General features: G+C 38.6%; 2 protein-coding genes. Both read right to left on the bottom strand.

The features are described from left to right. Positions 1-83: 83 nt before the first annotated feature. Entirely contained in the window at positions 84-14966 is a 14883-nt protein-coding gene (locus AC3EMB_RS12240; protein ID WP_488517713.1) for a non-ribosomal peptide synthetase, read from the bottom strand. After that, positions 14963-21433 (bottom strand): amino acid adenylation domain-containing protein, encoded by a 6471-nt coding sequence (locus AC3EMB_RS12235; RefSeq protein WP_488517712.1) that lies wholly within the window; start codon positions 21431-21433, stop codon positions 14963-14965. The genes AC3EMB_RS12240 and AC3EMB_RS12235 overlap by 4 nt, the downstream gene beginning before the upstream one ends. Between the last annotated feature and the right edge of the window lie 2 nt (positions 21434-21435).

Here is a 21435-nt window from a genome sequence, read left to right as displayed (position 1 = left end):
TTAATATATTCATTATTCCCTACACTTGATATGCAGGTATTGGTCTCCCCTTTTCGTTCATTGCTTTGCATCTTTTATACTCTCTACTTTTCCGTTAATAAAATGGACTTCTCTTTTATTCCTTCAAATTCATTTAGTAGATACATAGCTATTTTTTCAACTGCAGGTGAATCTACTATTTCCTCATGTGATCCAGGGACTGAATACCTATTTACTCTACCTTTTAATAAAGGTCCCCAATCTGTAAACAACTCTTTTCCTTCCTCAGCACTAAAGTAGAGAACTTCTCCAGAGTATGGTATTAAATCATGCTCTGCCATTAAGTTCAGGCATTTCCTATGAGCATTGATAACTTGCTTCAAATTCATAAGATCTGCATCAGGCGGGAGTACTCCCTCCATAATTAATCGCTCCACAAGCATATCTTGTTTATGGATGAGGCCTTCTTCCTGCTCAGTAAAATCTCTAGGAATGAAATGCTCATATATATATGAGAGCATTTCTTCTCTTGTTTTATAGTCCTGCTCTGAAGGTACTTTAGTATCCATTAGTATCAACAACTCAACTTCCTCACCTTGATTCTTTAGTACAGTTGCGATTTTATAAGCAATTGCACCGCCTAAAGACCATCCTCCAAGACGATATGGACCTTCTGGCTGAACACGTTTTATTTCTTCGATGTAAAGTTGAATTACTTCCGGCAAAGTTAACTCGTCAATTTCTTTCTTTTCTATAAGAGGATTCTGTAAACCATAAAATGAACAATGGTTCTTAAGCAATCTTGCTAGTTGAATGTAACAGAATACATTCCCCATAAACGGATGAACGCAGAAGAAAGGTCTTTTCTCTGATTCTTGTAGTGGAACTAGCGCTACTACTGATTTCGTCATATCATGCTTATCACGAATAAGGCATGCGATTCCTTCCACTGTTGGATTCTTAATCAATGTAGACACCTTAATCTCTTTTCCAAACTTCTCCTTAATTTTTGAAACTAATTTAATTACAAGGAGAGAGTGTCCTCCTCTATTAAAGAAATCATCATTTACATAGACATCTTCTATCTGTAACACATCCTGCCAGATTTCAATCAACTGATATTCAATTTCATCCCTTGGAATGATTGGTGTAGAGAAGTTATTTTCTCTATGAATAGTTAAATTGTTCAATGCCTTTCGATCAACTTTGCCATTTGTTGTAAGAGGAATCTCGTCTACCTTAATAAAGTGAGCGGGAACCATATAATTTGGTACTTGTGTCTTGAGATATTCACGCCACTCATGCATACTACCATCTCCAACTACATAAGCAACCAATCTCTGCTCTCCTAATTTATCCTCTGTTACCAAAACTACTGCTTCTTTTACCAATGGATGCCTCTCTATACTCGCTTCAATCTCTTCAAGTTCAATACGAAAGCCCCTAATTTTCACTTGATTATCAATTCTTCTCAAGTAATCTAAATTACCATCAGGTAAATAACGAACCAAATCTCCCGTACGATATAAACGTTCTTCTTCATTAAATGGATGACGGATAAATCGCTCTGCTGTTAATTCTGGGCGATTCAAGTATCCTCTCGCTATACCTGCACCCCCAATATATAGCTCACCTGTTACACCAACTGGAACAGGTAACAAATTTTTATCCAATACATAAGTTTGAACGTTCGGCAACGGACGTCCAATTGTTACTCTCTTACTATCTTTTTTGATATAATAACACGTTGCATCAACCGTACATTCTGTAGGACCGTATACGTTATAAAAATCAATTTTTTCGGTCTCTACTAGCTGTTCCCATAATGACGGCATGATTGCTTCACCACCGACTAATATCTTACTTGGTACATGAACATCAGCACTTATTTCTAGCAATCCTCCATCTATAAGTAATTGAAGTAATGAAGGTGTCATATCAAACATTTCCAATTTATTCTCCCTAATATAGGACACAAATTGTTCCGGATTAGTGCGAACTTCACTTGGGATAATATATAAACTTGAACCATAAAGCAACATTTGTAATTGCTGAATAGATACATCAAAGGCAATTGACGCATTCAAACCGACGCGCATATTACTAGGTATGTCATGTGAGAAAACTTCTTTTTGTAAACCATAGGATAGGTTTATTACAGAATGGTGCTGTACTAAAGCCCCCTTTGGATTCCCTGTCGAACCAGAAGTATAGATAACATACGCTAAGTTTTCCCCTGTTACCTCACATATTGGTGAAAGTTTGCTTTCTTGAGAAAGCATTACTTGGTCCCTATCTAGGCAAACTGTCTTGATGTCTTTAGGTATCCATCCTAGTAATACCTCATTTGTAACTAACACTTTAATTCCCGTGTCTTGTAAAATATATTGCAGGCGGCTTTCTGGATTCGATGGATCCAATGGAACATAGGCTGCTCCAGCCTTCCAAATTCCCATGAGACCAACAATCATCTCAACTGATCGATCAAAGCAGAGGCCAACTAATGACTCTGTCCCAATTCCACATTTCTGTAAATGATGGGCTAATTGATTAGCTCTTTCATTCAGCTCTCGATACGTTAGTTGCTGTTTTTCATCTACCACTGCCACCGCGTCAGGTGTACGATTTACTTGCTCTTCGAATAGTTGATGAATTACATTCTCACGTGGATAGGATATAGCATTATTATTCCATTCTTCCAATAGCTTTCTTTGTTCAGCCTCCGTAATATATACTAGCTCCGATAGATTTTGATCAATGTTTTTGAGCATTTGCATTAACACTTTGTGTAAATGACCCAGCATTCGTTCAATGGTTAATCTATTAAACTTACTACGGTCATACATTAACTTTAACGATAACTGGATTCCTGGAACTACAGCCAATCCTAATGGGTAGTGGGTTTGTTCTTCCCCTTTCAATTCACCAATTTCCAGATTTTCTGAAGATTCTTCTTTCACTGGATAATTTTCAAACACATATAAACAATTGAACAGCGGTGTACCTCTAGGAACCTCACTCCACCCCTGAATCTCTGTCAAAGAAGCATACTCATATTGTCTTCTTTCTAACTCTTCCTCTTGTAACTTCTGCAACCAATCTATTACTTTTATATCATCAATCAATTGAATTCGCGTCGGTGACGTTGTAATGAAAGGACCTACGATGTTTTCAACACCAATAATCTCCGTAGAACGCCCTGAGCTTGTTACACCAAAGACAATGTCATTTTCTCCACTATATCGGCTCATGAGATATGCCCATGCACCTTGAATTACTGTACTTAAAGTAAGTTTATTTCGTTTCGCCCATCCTTGTAACTCTTGAGTCTGCTCTTCTGATAAATACGTAACCTTCTCTGTGTAACCTTTTTCTTCCTCTTTACTTTCTAAGCCCAGTAAAGTTGGTGCAGTAAAACCTTTTAGCTTCTCTCTCCAAAATTGTTCCGCCTGCTCCTTATCTTGTTCTCTGAGCCATTGGATATATTTCTTATATGGTGAGGATTTAGGTAACTTTACAGCTTCTCCATTCATTCTCTTCTGATAGACTGTAAGTAATTCATTAAAGACCAATGGTAAACTCCATCCATCCAGTAAAATATGGTGATGTGTCCAAACAATCCGATATTCTTCCTCACCTTCTTGAATGACAGTTACCCGCATCAATGGTGCTTTATCAAATTGGAAGGCTTGTTTTCGATCTAATTCCAAAAAGACTTTTCTTTTTTCTTCTATCTCTTCACTTGTCATTGTACTCCAGTCTTCTTTGTTCACTTTAAATGGGATATTTTCATACACCACTTGTACAGGCTCTTCAATTTCGTCCCAAACAAATGCTGTACGAAAAATTTCATGCCGCTGAATTACAGATTTCCACGCCTGCTCAAAAGTAGGAATATCCATTTCCCCTTGAATCATAAAACTCAATTGCACTATATACGGTGCAACATGTTCATCCCCTTGATCATGCAATGTGTGGAAGATCATACCTTCTTGCAAAGGTGATAGTGGATATAAATCAGTAATCTGATTGTTCTTTCCACGATGCATTTTATTTAGTACATTTGTCAAACCTTGTTGGCTAAGATTAGCCATTGCAAAATCCGAAATGGTCAGTGCAGATTCTCTATCTGAAGATTGAATCAATCTACTCAGTTGATATAGCATATTCTGTGCAATACTTTGAATCGTTGATTTGGCAAATTGTCCAACATTGTATACCCAAGTGAACTGAAGTTTTCCATCCGTTACAACCCCAATTACATCAATTACATGCGATCGCTTGGAACCGGCAGCATGATCTAAACGCTTAAATTCGTTCTCTGGAATAAACATTGCATCGCTAGAAAACATTTGGTCAAATTGTCCAAGATAGTTAAAACTAATAGACGGTGTATATTGGGAGCTTAATGGCTCACACATTGTTGTGTTCATGTAACGCAACACCCCATAATCAACACCCTTATTAGGAATTTTGCGAACTTGTTCTTTAACTGCTTTTAATGCTGCAATTGGCGTATTAGCATTAGTAATATTTAAATGAACTGGGTAAATACTTGTAAACCATCCCACGGTTCTCGATAAATCAACATCTTCAATAATCTCTTCTCGACCATGTCCCTCTAAATCTACGCTTAATATCGGCTGCCCCGTACATGCTGCTTTAGCTTGTACCAATGCTGCTAATAATACTTCATTGATTTGGACACGGTGAGTGCTTAAAGTCTCTTGCAATAACATACGGGTCTCATTCTCGTTTAACACCACAGTAATTTCCTCAGTTACTGCGCTTACTGGATTACTTATAGTACCATCTACTGGCAGTATAACTACGTCTTGTTCAACCTGCTGCTCCCAGTAATGTAGCACTTCTTTTGATATTCCAGTTTGAGCGTAATGTTGCAATTTCTCCGACCATTCTTTAAAAGATGTACTCTTCATAGGTAATTGAATTTTTTGCCCTTGGACCGCTTGCGTATATGCTGTTTGCAAATCTTCCAATAAAATTCGCCAAGAAACACCATCCACGGCTAAGTGATGAATTGTCCAAAATAATCGACCAGTCTCCTCACCTTCATCAAAATACACCATTCTCATTAAAGGACCATCATGTAAATTCAATCTTTCTTGTGCAACATTAATCTCTTTTTGAATAACTTCATGCCAATCCGCTTCCGGCACTTCGTCTAATGAAATGACAGTCAGCATCAATTGTTCTTCAATTCCTTCATTCCACTGTTCCCAAGTCCCATTAGGTAAACGTTCATATCTTAAACGCAGGGCATCATGATGAAGTAGAAGGTTACGCGCTGCCTTTTCCAGTGATCCTATGTCCAATTTTTCTTTCGTTCTAAAGAACATGGATTGATTCCAATGATGTGGATTAGGATGATTTTGTGCAAAAAACCTTTGCTGAATAGGTGTAAGTATCGTCTCTCCAGTTATAATTCCTTGTTCAGCTTGTACACCTTGTTCTTCTTTGACTACTTTCGCTAACTCAGCAATCGTTTGGTGTTCAAATAGTTGTTTTGGTGTCAACTGTAAACCAGCTTGCTTTGCGCGAGAGACAATCTGAATGCTAAGAATTGAATCTCCACCAATTTCAAAAAAGTTATCATAAATACCAATACGTTTTGAACCTAGCACACGTTCCCAAATGATAGAAAGCTTATGTTCACGTTCATTTCTTGGGGCCGCGTAGCCTTCTTGTATTCCTTGATAATCTGGTATAGGTAACGATTTCCGATCAACCTTTCCATTTATGGTTAGCGGTAATTCTTTCATTTCGACAAAGTAGGAAGGTATCATATGGATTGGCAGTTTTGTTTTAAGATACTCTCGCCATTCTTCTACACTACCTTCGCCCACTACATAAGCTACTAACCTCTTATCTCCCGACTGATTTTCCCTAACTATTACAACTACCTCTTTTACCAAGTCATGCTCTTGTAAAGTCGACTCAATCTCCCCAAGCTCGATTCGAAATCCTCTAATCTTCACTTGATTATCCATTCTTCCTAAGTAGTCTATATTACCATCAGGAAGATATCTCACAAGATCGCCTGTTCTATATAACCTCTCGCCTTCTTTGAATGGATGAGAAATAAATCGTTCGGATGTTAACTCTGGACGATTCAAGTACCCCTTTGCTAGACCTACTCCTCCGATATAAAGTTCCCCCATCACACCAACTGGAACTGGCAACCTATTACTATCTAATACATAAGTTTGGACGTTAGGCAATGGACGCCCAATTGTTACTCTCTTACTATCTTTTTTGATATGATAGCATGTTGCATCAACCGTACATTCTGTAGGACCATATACATTATAAAACTGTATTTTATCAGTCTCTACTAGCTGTTCCCATAATGACGGCATAATCGCTTCACCACCAACCAGTACCTTACTTGGAACATGAACGCCATCGCACGTTTCTAACAATCCGGCATCTATAAGTAATTGAAGCAATGAAGGTGTTATATCAAAGATTTCTAACTTGTTCTCCCTAATATAAGCTACAAACTGCTCCGGATCACTTCGTACTTCATTCGGAATAATATACAAACTTGAACCATAAAGCAGCATTTGTAATTGCTGGATAGATGCATCAAAGGCAATTGACGCATTTAAACCGACATGCATGTTAGATGGTATCTCATGTTCGAAAACCTCTTTTTGTAAACCATGCGACAAGTTTAGTACAGAATGATGCTGTATCAAGACACCCTTTGGATTCCCCGTTGATCCTGAAGTATAGATAACATACGCTAAGTTTTCTCCTGTTACTTCACATTTTGGTGAAAGAATGCTTTCTTGTGAAATCATTGCTTGATCCCTATCTAGACAAACTATCTTGATTTCTTTAGGTATCCAGTCTTCCAATGACTCGTTCGTAACTAATACTTGAATTCCAGTGTCCTCCAAAATATATCGTAGACGACTCTCTGGATATGATGGGTCTAATGGAACATAGGCTGCTCCAGCCTTCCAAATCCCCATAATACTAACAATCATCTCAACTGAACGCTCAAAGCAAAGTCCAACCAATGATTCATTCCCAATCCCGCATTGCTGAAGATAGTGGGCCAATTGATTAGCTTTTTCATTCAGCTCTCGATACGTTAACTTCTGTTTTTCATCTACCACTGCTACCGCATCAGGTGTACGATTTACTTGCTCTTTAAACAGCTGATGAATCGTACTTTCCTGTGGATATGCTACAGCATCATTATTCCACTCCTCCAACTGTTTTTGCTGTAATCCTGACAATATAGGCAACTTAGCTAATGATTTATCAGGATTCTCCACGATTACATTCAACCAGTTCCCAAAATGTTCAGCCAGGGATTCAATAGTTAAACTGTCAAATAAATCAGTTCTATAAACAAAAGTAAGTAATAAACCCTCTTCCACTTCTGCAGCAGTTAAACTTAAATCAAACTTAGCGATAGGAGCATTACTTTCCATTACTTCTATATTTCTTCCATGTAGTTCTGGTAGCTTCTGTCCCGTATTTTGCAAAGTAAACATGGTTTGGAAAATCGGAGAATGGCTTGTATTTCGTTCAGGTTGGATAACCTCTACAATTTTCTCAAACGGAACATCTTGATACTCATACGCCTTCAATGCTTTTATCCTCACTTGAGACAACAACTCTTGAAATGCCGGTGCATTACTTAAATCAGCTCGATAAACCAATGTATTGACAAAGAAACCAATCAGCCCTTCAATTTCTCGATAATTTCGATTTGCAATTGGGCTGCCAACAATAATATCCGTTTGTCCCGTATAACGAGCAAGGAAACTTTGATACGATGCCAATAAGGTCATGAAAAGTGTGGCCCCTTCTTGACGACTTAGTTCGTTTAATTTATCCAGTAATGAGCGCGATAACAAAACATTATGAGTTAATCCATGGTGGGTTTGCACTGGCGGACGCGGACGATCCATTGGCAACATTAAGACTGGTAACTCACCGGATAATTCTTCCTTCCAATACGCAAGTTGTTGATATAGTACTTCATCTTTCAACCATTCTCTTTGCCACTGAGCAAAATCGGCATATTGAACTGGTAGTGGTTCCAGCTCTGCTTGTTTTTCACCAATCGCATTCTCATAAAATGCCATCCATTCTTGAAGCAAGATTTCCATCGACCATCCATCTGAGATAATATGATGCATATTACATAGAAGAATCCATTCTTCTTCTGAAATTCTTATGAGTTTCCCACGGAACAATGGCCCTTTTTCTAAATCAAATGGAGATTCGACTTCAGTTTGAATCCATTGCTCCAACTTTCTTTCTCGCTCCTCTAATGAAAGCTTAGTTAAGTCCATTTGCAGAAGCGGACGGAAAACGTACGGTTGAATCTGCTGCATAGGATGGCCATCCTCTTCATAAAATACAGTCCGCAAAGATTCATGACGCTCTATCAACTGATTCCATCCCAACTCCAATGCCTCAGGTAACCAATTCCCTGTAAGACGGCATGCCATTGGCATATTATAAAGTGCACTATTAGGTGCAAATTGATCAATAAACCATAAGCGCTGTTGGGCATAAGACAGTGGAATATTTCCCCCTCGTTCCATCGGCATCAATGGTGGAATTTCTCGTTTTTCGCTCCCCTTACGTAACTGATCTATTCGTTTCGATAATGCCTCGACCGTTGAATATTCGAACAGTTCACGTACTGGCAATTTGCTTTGAAAGACTTCCTGTAAGCGTGAGACCACTTGTGTAGCAAGTAGAGAGTGACCACCAAGCTCAAAGAAAGAATCCTGAACATCAATGTCTCTTATTCCTAGCACTTGACTCCATACTGAAGCAATAAGTTCTTCCAGCGGAGTTCTTGGGTATACAGTATTTTCAGCGGATTGTTCACTAAGTATAGGCAATGCCTTCAAATCAAGCTTTCCATTCGGTGTAAGTGGTAAAAATTCCATCTCAATAAAGTTTGTTGGAACCATGTAATTAGGTAAATGTGTTTGTAGATGTTCTCGCCATTCATGGACACTTCCTTCACCAACTACATAAGCTACTAATCTCTTATCACCTTGATTATCCTCTCGCGCCAATACAACAGCTTCTTTCACAGAAGAATGCGCCTGCAAAACAGCTTCTATTTCTCCCAATTCAATCCGGAAACCACGAATTTTCACTTGGTCATCTATACGTCCATGGAACTGGAGATTACCATCAGAAAGATAACTTGCTTTGTCTCCTGTATAATAGAGACGTTCTCCTGACTTGAAAGGATGTGGAATAAATTTTTCCTTTGTAAGATCCGGACGATTAGCATATCCACGTGCAAGGCTCTTCCCTCCAATATAGAGATCTCCAATTACACCAATTGGTACTAGCTGAAGATGAGAATCTAACACATAAACTTCTGTATTCGCAATCGGTCGACCAATCGATGGCGTACCTGTTGTCACTCCTACAGGTACGTAACAATCTGTGGTAACAACGGTATTTTCCGATGGACCATACTGATTAATTACCGCAAAAGGAATATTGTTAGATGGATACTGCGTTAATTGATCCCCACCAGTAATGATAAAACGAAGCTCCGTTTTATCTGGCCAAGATAATTTCAATAGTCTTTCCAGAATAGGCGTAGGTGCAAAACTAACTGTTATTTGTGAATCGATGAGCCAGTCCCTTAGCGCTTCTGGATTAATTCTCAGTTCCTCTGTTGACAAGTAGAGTGCTGCGCCAGCAGTTAGATACGGCCAAATCTCCTGGACAGCCGAATCAAAAGCAACCCCTGCAATCTGAGTCGCACGATCCTCTGCTGAAATATGATAAACTTCTTGATGCCAAGAAACCATATTCATTAATGAGCGATTTTCAACCATGACCCCCTTCGGTTTTCCTGTAGAACCAGAGGTATAAACAATATAGGCTAAGTTCTCTGGATTTATTTGACGTGTAGGTGCGATTACGCTTTCCACTGTTAGTTCTTCTAACCTCACCATTTCGATGTGTGCGAAATGTCCTTCTTGTCCTTCCGCCGTCACTACAAATTGAATTCCTGCATCTTCAATCATGTATTCTAACCTTGATTTTGGATATAACGGATCTAAAACAACATAAGCTCCACCAGCTTTTAAAATGCCTAGTAAACTTGCCATTAGCTCAGCTGACCTCGGAAGATAAACTCCTACCACTGACTCTGGGGCTACTCCCTTTCGCCGTAAAACATTTGCCAACTGATTTGCTTGTGTATCCAGTTCACCATAAGTCCACTGTTTTGTTTGATCAACTACCGCAATCGCATCCGGACGCCTTGCTACTTGCTCCTCAAATCTGTCGCAAATAAGACCCTGATGAGACATTTCCATTACAGTGTCATTCCATGTTTCTAATAACAAAGTACGTTCGGGTTCTGATAGCATGCTCAGGTCATGCAACGGATTTTGTGGGCGATGAGAAACTTCATGTAGCCATTTCTCAAAGTGTCCTGCCATCCGTTCAATAGTAGTAGCATTGAATAAATCCTTATTGTACTCAAAAGTAAAAAGTAATCCCTCTTCCGTCTCAGTTGCCATTACACTTAAATCAAACTTTGCAATTGGACTATGGCTTTCTATCATTTCAATACTTCTACTAGATAACATCGGAAACTCTTGTTTCATATTTTGCAAGATGAACATAGTCTGGAAGATTGGCGAATGACTTGTACTTCGTTCCGGTTGCACAACTTCTACAATTTTTTCAAATGGAATATCTTGATATTCATACGCCTTCAATGCCTTTTGACGAACCTGATATAGTACATCTTGAAATGTCGGTCTACCACTTAAATTAGCTCGATAAACCAGCGTGTTAACGAAGAAACCAATTAGTCCTTCAATTTCTCTATAATTCCGATTCGCAATTGGGCTTCCGACCAGGATATCTTCTTGTCCCGTATAACGAGATAGAAAACTTTGATATGCAGCTAAAAGCGTCATGAAGAGTGTAGCCCCTTCTTTTCGACTAAGTTCATTCAATTTATCATGTAGCGTGCCTGGCAGAACCAGAGTGTATGTCGACCCGTGATGAGTTTGTATTGCGGGACGCGGGCGATCCATAGGAAGTTGGAGTACAGGAAGCTCCCCAGACAATTCTTCCCTCCAATATTGGAGTTGTTGATCAAGCACCTCCTCCTTTAGCCATCCTTTTTGCCACTGAGCAAAGTCAGCATATTGAACCGGTAATGGTTCAAGTTCCGCTACCTTTCCATCCGTTGCTTTCTCATAAAATGCCATCCATTCTTCAAGTAGGATTCCCATTGACCATCCATCTGAAATGATATGATGTAGAGTACAAAGGAGTATCCATTCTTCCTCTCCCACATGCAAAATACTTGTCCTGATTAATGGACCTTCTGTTAAATCAAATGGCACTTCTGTTTCTTGTTGAATTAAACGTTTAACTTCTTCTTCTTGATCTTCAGAAGAAAGCATAGTTAAATCCGTTTTCGGAATTGATTGAAAAGCATACGGTTCAATTTGCTGTACGGGTTGACCGTTCACTTCGTGAAAGACCGTCCGCAGTGATTCATGACGTTCTATTAGTTGATTCCATCCCGTTTCCAATGCTTCAAGTAGCCAATTCCCTGTAAGGCGGCATACCATTGGCATATTGTAAAGGGCACTATTAGGTGTAAATTGATCAATGAACCATAAGCGTTGTTGGGCATAAGATAGTGGGATAGCTTCTCCTCGTTTCATTGGTATTAGCGGCGGAATCTCTCGTTTTTTATCTCCTTTACGTAACTGATCTAGTCGCTTTGCCAGTGACTCCACCGTTGTATATTCAAATAGTTCACGTACTGGTAATTCGATTTGAAAAATTCCCTGTAAACGTGAAACTACTTGAGTAGCTAGTAGTGAATGACCACCGATTTCAAAAAAGGAATCCTGAACATTAATATTTTTTATTCCTAACACTTGGCTCCAAACGGAAACGATAAGCTCCTCCACTGGTGTTCGTGATGAAGTAATATCTTCACTTATGAACTGTTCTTCTAATTCCAGTAAGGCTTTCCGATTCACCTTACCATTTGGAGTGAGTGGCATACCTTCAATTTTGAAAAAGTATGCCGGAACCATATAATGTGGCAGTTGCTTCTTGAGATATTCACGCCACTCCCCAGTATCGCCTTCACCCACTACATAAGCTATTAACTGCTTATCTCCTGGTCGATCTTCCTTCACCAACACGACTGCCTCTTTTACAGATGAGTGATCATGTAAAGCTGCTTCAATTTCTCCCAATTCAATTCGGAATCCTCTAATTTTAACTTGGTTATCTATTCTTCCAATATATTCTAAGTTACGATCATTCATATATCTCACCAAGTCACCCGTTCGATATAATCGTTCCCCGTCCTTAAAGGGATGCGGAATAAAACGTTCAGTAGTTAAATCCGGTCGATTGAAGTAGCCACGTGCTAATCCTACTCCTCCAAGGTAAAGTTCCCCTGCCACACCAATCGGGACCACTTGTTGATATTGATCTAACACATACAACTCTGTATTATTAATCGGACGACCAATCGGAATAAGCATTGGTTCTTTTTCTAAATCACAATCGTAATAAGTCACATCCACAGTTGCTTCAGTAGGACCATACAAGTTAATTAACTTTGTTTGCTGAGCATTGTAAAGGATCCCCTTAAACCGGCGAACCTGCTCAGTGTTTAACGCTTCTCCACTAGTAAAAACTTGAATTAAAGACGAGACATCCCTTTTCGAATTATATAGTTCCATATAATCTAAGAAAGTAGATAACATCGACGGAACAAAGTGCATGGTGGATACACGGTATCGTTCAATATACTCCTCAATCACCGCAGGATCTTTCTCTCCTCCTGGTGGAAGTAAACAAACACGTGCTCCTACAAATGACCACCAAAATAATTCCCAGACAGAAACATCAAACGAAAACGGTGTCTTTTGTAGGATTGTATCCTCCTCAGACAATGGGTATTTTTTCTGCATCCACTGTAGGCGATTGATAACAGAATGATGTTCAATCATTACCCCCTTTGGATTTCCCGTCGAACCCGAAGTGTATATAATATAGGCTAAGTTATTTGCTGTTACTCCACTTACCGGAGTTAAATTACTCTCTTTAGAAATCATCACTTGATCCCGGTCTAAACAAATTGCTTGAATATCTTTAGGTAACCAGTCCTGTAGTGCCTCTTTTGTTAACAGCACTTGAATTTGTGAATTCTCCAAAATATATCTTAGGCGGTTTTCGGGATAACTTGGGTCCAGTGGGACATAAGCCCCACCTGCCTTCAAAATCCCAAAGAGACCAATAATCATATCAGGAGAACGTTCAATACATATACCAACCAATGATTCAGGTCCGATACCTCGTTTTTGTAGAAAATGTGCCAATTGATTCGATTTTTCATTCAGTTCTTGATACGTTAGCTTTCCACCCTCATAAACTACCGCCACTGCATCAGGTGTCCGTGCAACTTGCTGCTCAAATAGCTCATGAATCATACGATCATGACCATAAACTACGTCCGTATCATTCCATTCTTCTAGGAGTTGTTTTTGCTCAGTATCCGATAACATTGACAGCTTTGTATATGATTCATCTGGATGATACGTGATTTCATTTAGCCAGTTCTCAAAATGTACTGCCATACGTGCAATGGTACTACTATCAAATAAATCCGTGTTGTATTCAAATGAGACGAATAGACCTTCTTCCACTTCATAGGCAGTTAAGCTCAAATCAAATTTAGCAATAGACATATTACTTTCTACCATTTCAATACTTCTATCAGGCAAATCTAGTCGTTCTTGTTTTATATTCTGTAGCGTAAACATGGTCTGAAATATAGGGGAATGACTCATGCTTCGTTCAGGTTGCACAGCTTCTACCACTTTTTCAAATGGGATATCTTGATATTCGTATGCTTTTAACGCCTTTTTCTTTGTTTGGTTCAAAATCTCCCGAAAAGTAGGGGTGCCACTCAAATCTGATCGATAAACCAACGTATTAACAAAGAAACCAATTAATCCTTCTACTCCCTTATGGTTCCGATTTGCAATCGGGCTACCAACTAGAATATCTTTTTGTCCCGTATAACGAGCAAGAAAGCTCTGGTATGCGGCCATTAAAGTCATAAATAAAGTAGATCCTTCTTGTCGACTTATATCCTTCAATTGACTGAGCAATTTATAAGGAAAAATCACATGATGCGTAGCCCCAGAGTAAGTCTGCTTAACCGGCCGAGGTCGATCCACTGGCAGTTGTAAGATAGGAAGCTCCCCAGACAATTCTTCCTGCCAATACGTAAGCTGACGATTTAGCACATCACCTTGCAACCACTCCTTTTGCCACTTCGCAAAGTCTGCATATTGAATGGATAATGAACTTAATTTAGCAGGATTTCCACCCATTTCTTCTTCATAGAAAGCAAGTAATTCATTAATGAATATACCAATGGACCAAGCATCAGAAATAATATGATGCATCGTACACAGTAATAACCATTCATCCTTCTCTAATTGAACAAGCTGATTACGAATTAAAGGACCATTCATTAAATCAAATGGTTCTTGCGCTTCTCTCGCAATTAAACTATCTACCTCTTTTTCTTTTACTTCTGGAGGAAGTTGAGAGTAATCTCTTACAGGTAATGCTCTAGGAAGGAATTCGGCAATTTGTTGCACAGGTTGTTCTCCTACTTCTTTAAAAACAGTTCGTAATGATTCATGGCGTTCAATGAGTCGATTGAATCCCTTTTCTAATGCTTCAGGTATCCAATTTCCTTTTAGATGCCATACTGTTGGAATATTATATAAAGAACTGTTTGGGTTAAATCTGTCCATAAACCACAAACGTTGTTGTGCATAAGACAACGGGAGTGCTTCTTTATTCTCCTTTTTTTGCATTTGCTTCTGAAGCCATGCTCTCTTCTCAGGAGAAAGTGAACTCAGCTTTGCAAGTAAATCACTTCTCATTTTTTTACCCCTTCCTCAATCAAATTACTCTCGAATATCCCTTGTGCTTCTTCCTCTGATAGCTCCTCTAATTGCTTAAGTAGTTCCAGTAATTCTTCATCATTACTCACTTCTGCTTCTTTTTGAACATAGTCTTGAAGACTTACATTCTCCTTACTATCATTCTGCATTTCTTGATTTTTGTTATCGAGCAATTGATCAATCTGTTCTGCCAATTGCTGCACCGTATGAAACATAAATAAATCATGCAATGGTATCTCGATTTCAAAAGCCTCTTTAAGATTGGAAACAGCTTGCGTAGCGAGTAGTGAATGGCCACCAATTTCAAAAAACGAATCTTGAATTCCGATGTTTTCCATACCTAAAACTTCATGCCATATTGAAACGATTGTTTTTTCCGTAGACGTACGAGGAGCAATATAACCACTTGCTATCTCCTGTTTCTCTGGTGCTGGTAAAGCCTTCCTATCAATTTTCCCATTAGGAGTGAGTGGAAATGCATTTAATCCAACAAAATAGGCTGGGATCATATAATTTGGTAGTTGACCCTTGAGATAATCACGCCACTTTTGAGCATCTCCGTCTCCTACAACATAGGCAATCAAACGCAGATCGCCAGGATAATCTTCCCGCACCATCACAATAGCTTCGTTAACTAGTGTATGCCTTTGTAATGTCGCTTCAATTTCTCCTAGTTCAATCCGGAACCCACGAATTTTTACTTGATGATCGATTCGTCCAACATACTCCAAATTTCCATCCGGCAAATACCTTACTAAATCTCCAGTCCGGTATATTCGCTCTCCTTCTTTAAACGGATGCGGTATAAAACGATTTTTCGTTAAGTCAGGGCGCTTTAAATATCCACGTGCTAATCCTGATCCACCAATGTACAACTCACCAACTACACCAATTGGAACCATTTTTTGTTCAGCACTTAGTACATATACTTCTGTATTGAATATTGGTTTACCAATCGGTGGAACCCTATGCATGACACCCTTTTCTAATTCCATATACGTGGAATACGTAGTATCTTCGGAAGGTCCATATAGGTTGTACACCTTTTCAATCGTATTTCTCTCGTATAAATCTTGAACAAGCGAATATGGCAATGGTTCTCCAGCCAAATTCATCACCTTTACCGAAGAAGGTATTGTTTTTGCTCGAACCAGTTCCTTTGCTGCCGATGGCACAGTATTAACCAAAGTCACACCTTTGGAAGACAACTTCTCTAGATGTAGCGCATTTTCAGTGACAATCACCTTACCACCCATCGTTAAGGGAACAAATACTTCAAAAACGGATAAATCAAAAGATAGCGAAGTTGAAGCTAACACTCCCGCTAATTCCTTTCGGGAATACGTGTGATGCGCCCAATGAATCATTGTTACTGTATTCCTGTGCTCAATCATTACTCCCTTTGGATTTCCAGTGGAACCTGAAGTATAAATAATATAGGCTAAGTTATCGCCCGTCACTTCACTCGTACATACCGTAGTTACTTCTTGTTCTATTTCTGCTCGATTACGATCAATACAAATCACGTTGACGAATTTAGGTATAGCCATTTTTTGTTGTAACTTTTCCTGTGTCACCAGTACCTTTATTTGAGCATCTTCTAAAATGTACTGCAGTCGACTTTCCGGATACGCTGGATCAATTGGGACATATGCTCCTCCCGCCTTCATAATTCCTAAGAGACCGACAATCATCTCGGATGAACGTGTAACGCAAATGCCAACTAATGATTCGCATGTTACACCATTTTTTTGTAAATAATGTGCCAACTGATTCGAGCGTTCATCCAACTCTCGATATGTTAGTTCTTCATCTTCGCACACTACTGCAATTGCTTCTGGTGTTTTTTTCACCTGTTCTTCAAACATTGTATGAATCGTACTTTCTTCCATATCTATAACACGCGATTTATTCCATTCCTCTAGTAGTTGCTTATATTCTACTTTCGATAACATATTCAGTTCTGATAGTACACATTTTGGATGAGAGACAATTTGATTTAACCAATGTTTAAAATGACTTGCCATACGTTCAATGGTTGTATCATTAAACAAATCAGTATTATATTCAAAGGTTAGTGATAATCCTTCTTCCGTCTCAGAAGCAAATAAACTCAAATCAAATTTGGCAACAGAAGCATGGCTTTCCATGAGTTCCATTTGTCTTTCAGATAGCTGAAGAAACTCTTGTTTCGTATTCTGTAAAGTAAACATAGTTTGGAATATTGGTGAATGACTTGTATTCCGTTCAGGTTTTACGGATTCTACCACTTTCTCAAATGGGATGTCCTGATACTCGTATGCTTTTAGCGCTTTTTTTCTTACCTGCGACAAAAGTTCTTGGAACGTCGGATTTTCACTGAAATCAGCTCGATAAACCAACGTATTTGCAAAGAATCCAATTAATCCCTCAATCTCTTTCACATTTCGATTAGCGATTGGGCTTCCAACTATAATGTCGTCCTGTCCTGTATAACGAGAAAGGAAGCTTTGATACGCTGCCATCAATGTCATAAATAAAGTGCACCCTTCTTGCAAACTTAAATCTTTGAGCTTTTCCTGTAGGGAATTCGCCACTATTAAGGACTGACTTGCACCACGATGGGTTTGAACTGCAGATCGAGGACGATCCATCGGTAATTGTAAAACCGGTAGTTCCCCAGATAATTCTTCCTTCCAATATTGAAGGTGCTGATTCAAATTCTCCTCTTTTTGCCATTCCTTCTGCCACATGACAAAATCTGCATATTGGATAGATAACTCCTTCAATTCCACTGGTTTTCCGGTTAGTGCTCCTTCATAAAAAGCCATCCATTCTTCAAGTAAGATTCCCATTGACCATCCATCTGAAATAATATGATGCATCGTACAAATGAGAACCCATTCTTCCCTGTCCACTTTCAATATTCGTGTTCGAATCAGAGGATCTTGTCCAAAATGAAATGGTTCCTCAGCTTCGTTTTGAATGAGCCGTTTCATTTCTCTTTCCCTATCTTCCAAAGAAAGATCTGTTAGATTCGTTTGAGGAATATGTCTGAACACATGAGATTGAACCTGTTGAAAAGGTTCACCCTCTTGTTCTAGAATTGTAGTCCTTAATGATTCATGACGCTCCAACAATTGATTCCATCCGACCTCCAATGCTTGAATTGACCATTTACCTGTTAAGCGACACGCTGCATGAATATTGTACATAGCACTATTTGGCATTAATTGATCAATAAACCATAGACGTTTCTGCGCATAGGAAAGTGGGATAACTTCTTCTCGTTTCATAGGTACAAGAGGAGCAACCTCTCGTTTTTTATCTTCTTTTCGTAACTGATCCACTCGTTTCGCCAATGCTTCCACTGTATCGTGCTTGAAAAGTTCACGTAATGGAATTTTAATTTGGAACAGTTCTTGCAATCTAGAGACGATTTGAGTAGCAAGTAGTGAGTGCCCACCACGTTCAAAGAAGGAATCCTGAATACCAATATTTTCTGTTCCTAACACTTGACTCCAAACCGAGGCAATAAGCTCTTCCGATGGCGTCCGGGGTAGCACATTTAAATCTTCAATAGCTTGCTCATCAGGTGCTGGCAAGGCCTTTCGATCAATTTTCCCATTCGGAGTAAGCGGGAAGTGTTCTAACTCTATAAAGTGCGCTGGAATCATATGATTTGGTAATTGGTTTTGTAAATACTCTCTCCACTCTTGGGTATTTCCATCGCTTATTACATATGCAACCAATCGTTGATCACCTGGACGATCTTCTCTAACTAATACAACAGCCTCTTTAATAAACGAACATTTTTCTAAAATGGCTTCAATTTCTCCTAATTCAATCCTAAAACCACGCATTTTGACTTGATGGTCCATTCTACCTATAAATTCTATATTTCCATCAGTTAGATATCTTACTGAATCTCCTGTTCGATATAGTCGTTCTCCCAATTGGAATGGATGCGAAACGAATTTTTCAGCAGTAAGATTCGGACGATTTAAGTATCCACGTGCTAAACCAGCACCACCAATATATAACTCACCCTCAATTCCTATTGATTGCAAGCGTTGATTTTGGTCTAATACATATAATTGCGTGTTCTGTATTGGCTGCCCAATAGAAACAAATTCTTGATTAGGCTGAATATCAAATGCATTGACATAAATAGTGGCTTCAGTTGGCCCATAAAAGTTGGTTAATTTCACTTGTCCACTATAATTCCATTTTTGTTGAAAACGTCTAACTAACCCTGAACTTAGTTCTTCTCCACCAGAAAATACATGGCGTACGGACGAACAATTCATGTTCAATTCAATATGATTGAAGTAATCTAAGAAAACAGATAACATCGAAGGTACAAATTGAACTATAGTAACCTGATGTTGTTTAATCACTTCAGCTATAATAGAAGGATCTTTTTCTCCACCTGGAGGTAGGAAAGATACACTTGCACCAACGTGAATGCCCCAAAACAATTCCCAAACAGAGACATCAAATGAGAATGGTGTTTTCTGCAAGACCACATCTTTTTCAGAAAGCGGATATTTATGTTGCATCCATTCTAGATAATTAATTACTGAATGATGCTCAATCATTACTCCCTTTGGATTCCCTGTAGATCCTGAAGTATACATAACATACGCTAAATTTTCTCCTGTTACACCACTTATACATGGGGTTGTTTCTTCTTTTTCAATTGCAGTGTAATCTTTATTCATACAAATCGTTTCTATATTTTCAGATACAAACAAATTTTTAGAATTCTCTTCCGTCACTAGTACTTCGATTCCAGCATCCTCTAATATATATCGAAGTCGACTCTCTGGATAAGTAGGGTCAAGTGGAACATACGCTGCTCCTGATTTTAGAATACCTAATAACGCTATCATCATTTGTAATGAACGTTCCATATATACCCCAACTAGAGACTCTGGGCCTACACCATGCTTTTGTAAATAATGAGCTAACTGATTTGCACGCTTCTCCAACTCTTTATAGGTAATTTGTTCATTTTCGTAACTAGCCGCGATTGCTTCCGGTGTTTTTTTTACTTGCTCCTCAAACATCGTATGAATCATGCCTTCAGCCGAATAATTAACTTGAGTATGATTCCATTCCTCTAGTAACTGTATTTGTTCTTCTTCTGTTAAATGAGTAATTTCAAATAGTTTTGAATCTAAGCTCTTCGTCATCTGAATTAATATTTGCAATAAGTGATTCTGAATCCGATTTATTGCTTCTTCATTAAAATAGCTTCGATCATACATCAACTTTAAAGTAATTTTCTTACCGGGCATTACAATGAGTGTTAAAGGATAATTTGTTTGTTCCGTGCTTTTAACATCTAGTAATCTTAAATCATCATTTCTCTCATCTTGAATTGGATAATTTTCAAACACATACAAGGTATGAAATAAGGAGCAATTTCGCGGAACCTCACTCCAGCCTTGAACATCTATCAACGAATTATACTCATACTGTCTTCGTTCCATTTCTTTCATTTGTATTTTACGAAGCCAATCTACTACTGATGTATTATCCGTTAATCGAATTCTGGTAGGTAATGTGTTAATAAATAGCCCCACCATATTCTCTGCTCCTATTAAATCAGTAGGACGTCCAGCGCTAGTTACGCCAAATACGACGTCACTGTCACCGCTATACCTACTCATCAAATAAGCCCATGCACCTTGTACTAACGTATTCAACGTTAATCGATTATTTCGTACCCACTTTTGTAAACTCTCAGTAAGTTCCTCAGATACTTGATAAGCACACTCTCCATAACCCTTCTCTTGTCCTTCATCCTTTCTTTCCATTGCTAATGGAGTAGGTGCATAGAACCCTTTTAATTCTTCTTTCCAAAATTCCTCTGCTTGACTTTGATCTTGTTTATTTATCCATTGAATATATTTTTTATAAGGAAGAGATTTAGGAAGATTCAACAATTCTCCCTTTATCATCTTGAGATAAACTTCCATCACTTCACTAAGGATCAATGACACACTCCATCCATCTAGCAAAATATGATGATGTGTCCAGATAATTCTCGTTTCCTCTTTTGCTTCTTTAATCGCAGTGACTCTCATCAATGGTGCTTCATCCAATAAAAATCCTTTCCTACGATCTGCAGTCAAAAACTGTTGTAATTTCTTCTCGTTCTCCTCATGCGAATAGGTACTCCAATCCTCTTGATGAATAGTAAAAGGAAGACGTTCGTAAACTGCTTGTAGAGGTTTTTCTACTTCTTCCCAAACAAATACTGAGCGCAGAACCTCATGTCGTTGAATAACATATTCCCAAGCTTTTTCAAAAGTAGCAACATCCAATTGCCCCCCGAGCAAGAAACCTACTTGTACAATATAGGAAAAAGAATGTTCATCATCTTGATCGTATAAAGTATGAAACAGTATTCCTTTTTGCAAAGGTGATAAACCATATATATCAATAACGTCTCCCATTT

Source organism: Bacillus sp. LQ16 (assembly GCF_057784645.1).
Note: the sequence above shows the minus strand (reverse complement) of the source record. Positions and strands in the feature narration are given on the sequence as shown.

Coding starts and splice junctions, on each gene's coding strand:
- AC3EMB_RS12240 (WP_488517713.1), bottom strand. CDS start 14,966: ATGAGAAGTGATTTACTTGCAAAGCTGAGTTCACTTTCTCCTGAGAAG.
- AC3EMB_RS12235 (WP_488517712.1), bottom strand. CDS start 21,433: ATGGGAGACGTTATTGATATATATGGTTTATCACCTTTGCAAAAAGGA.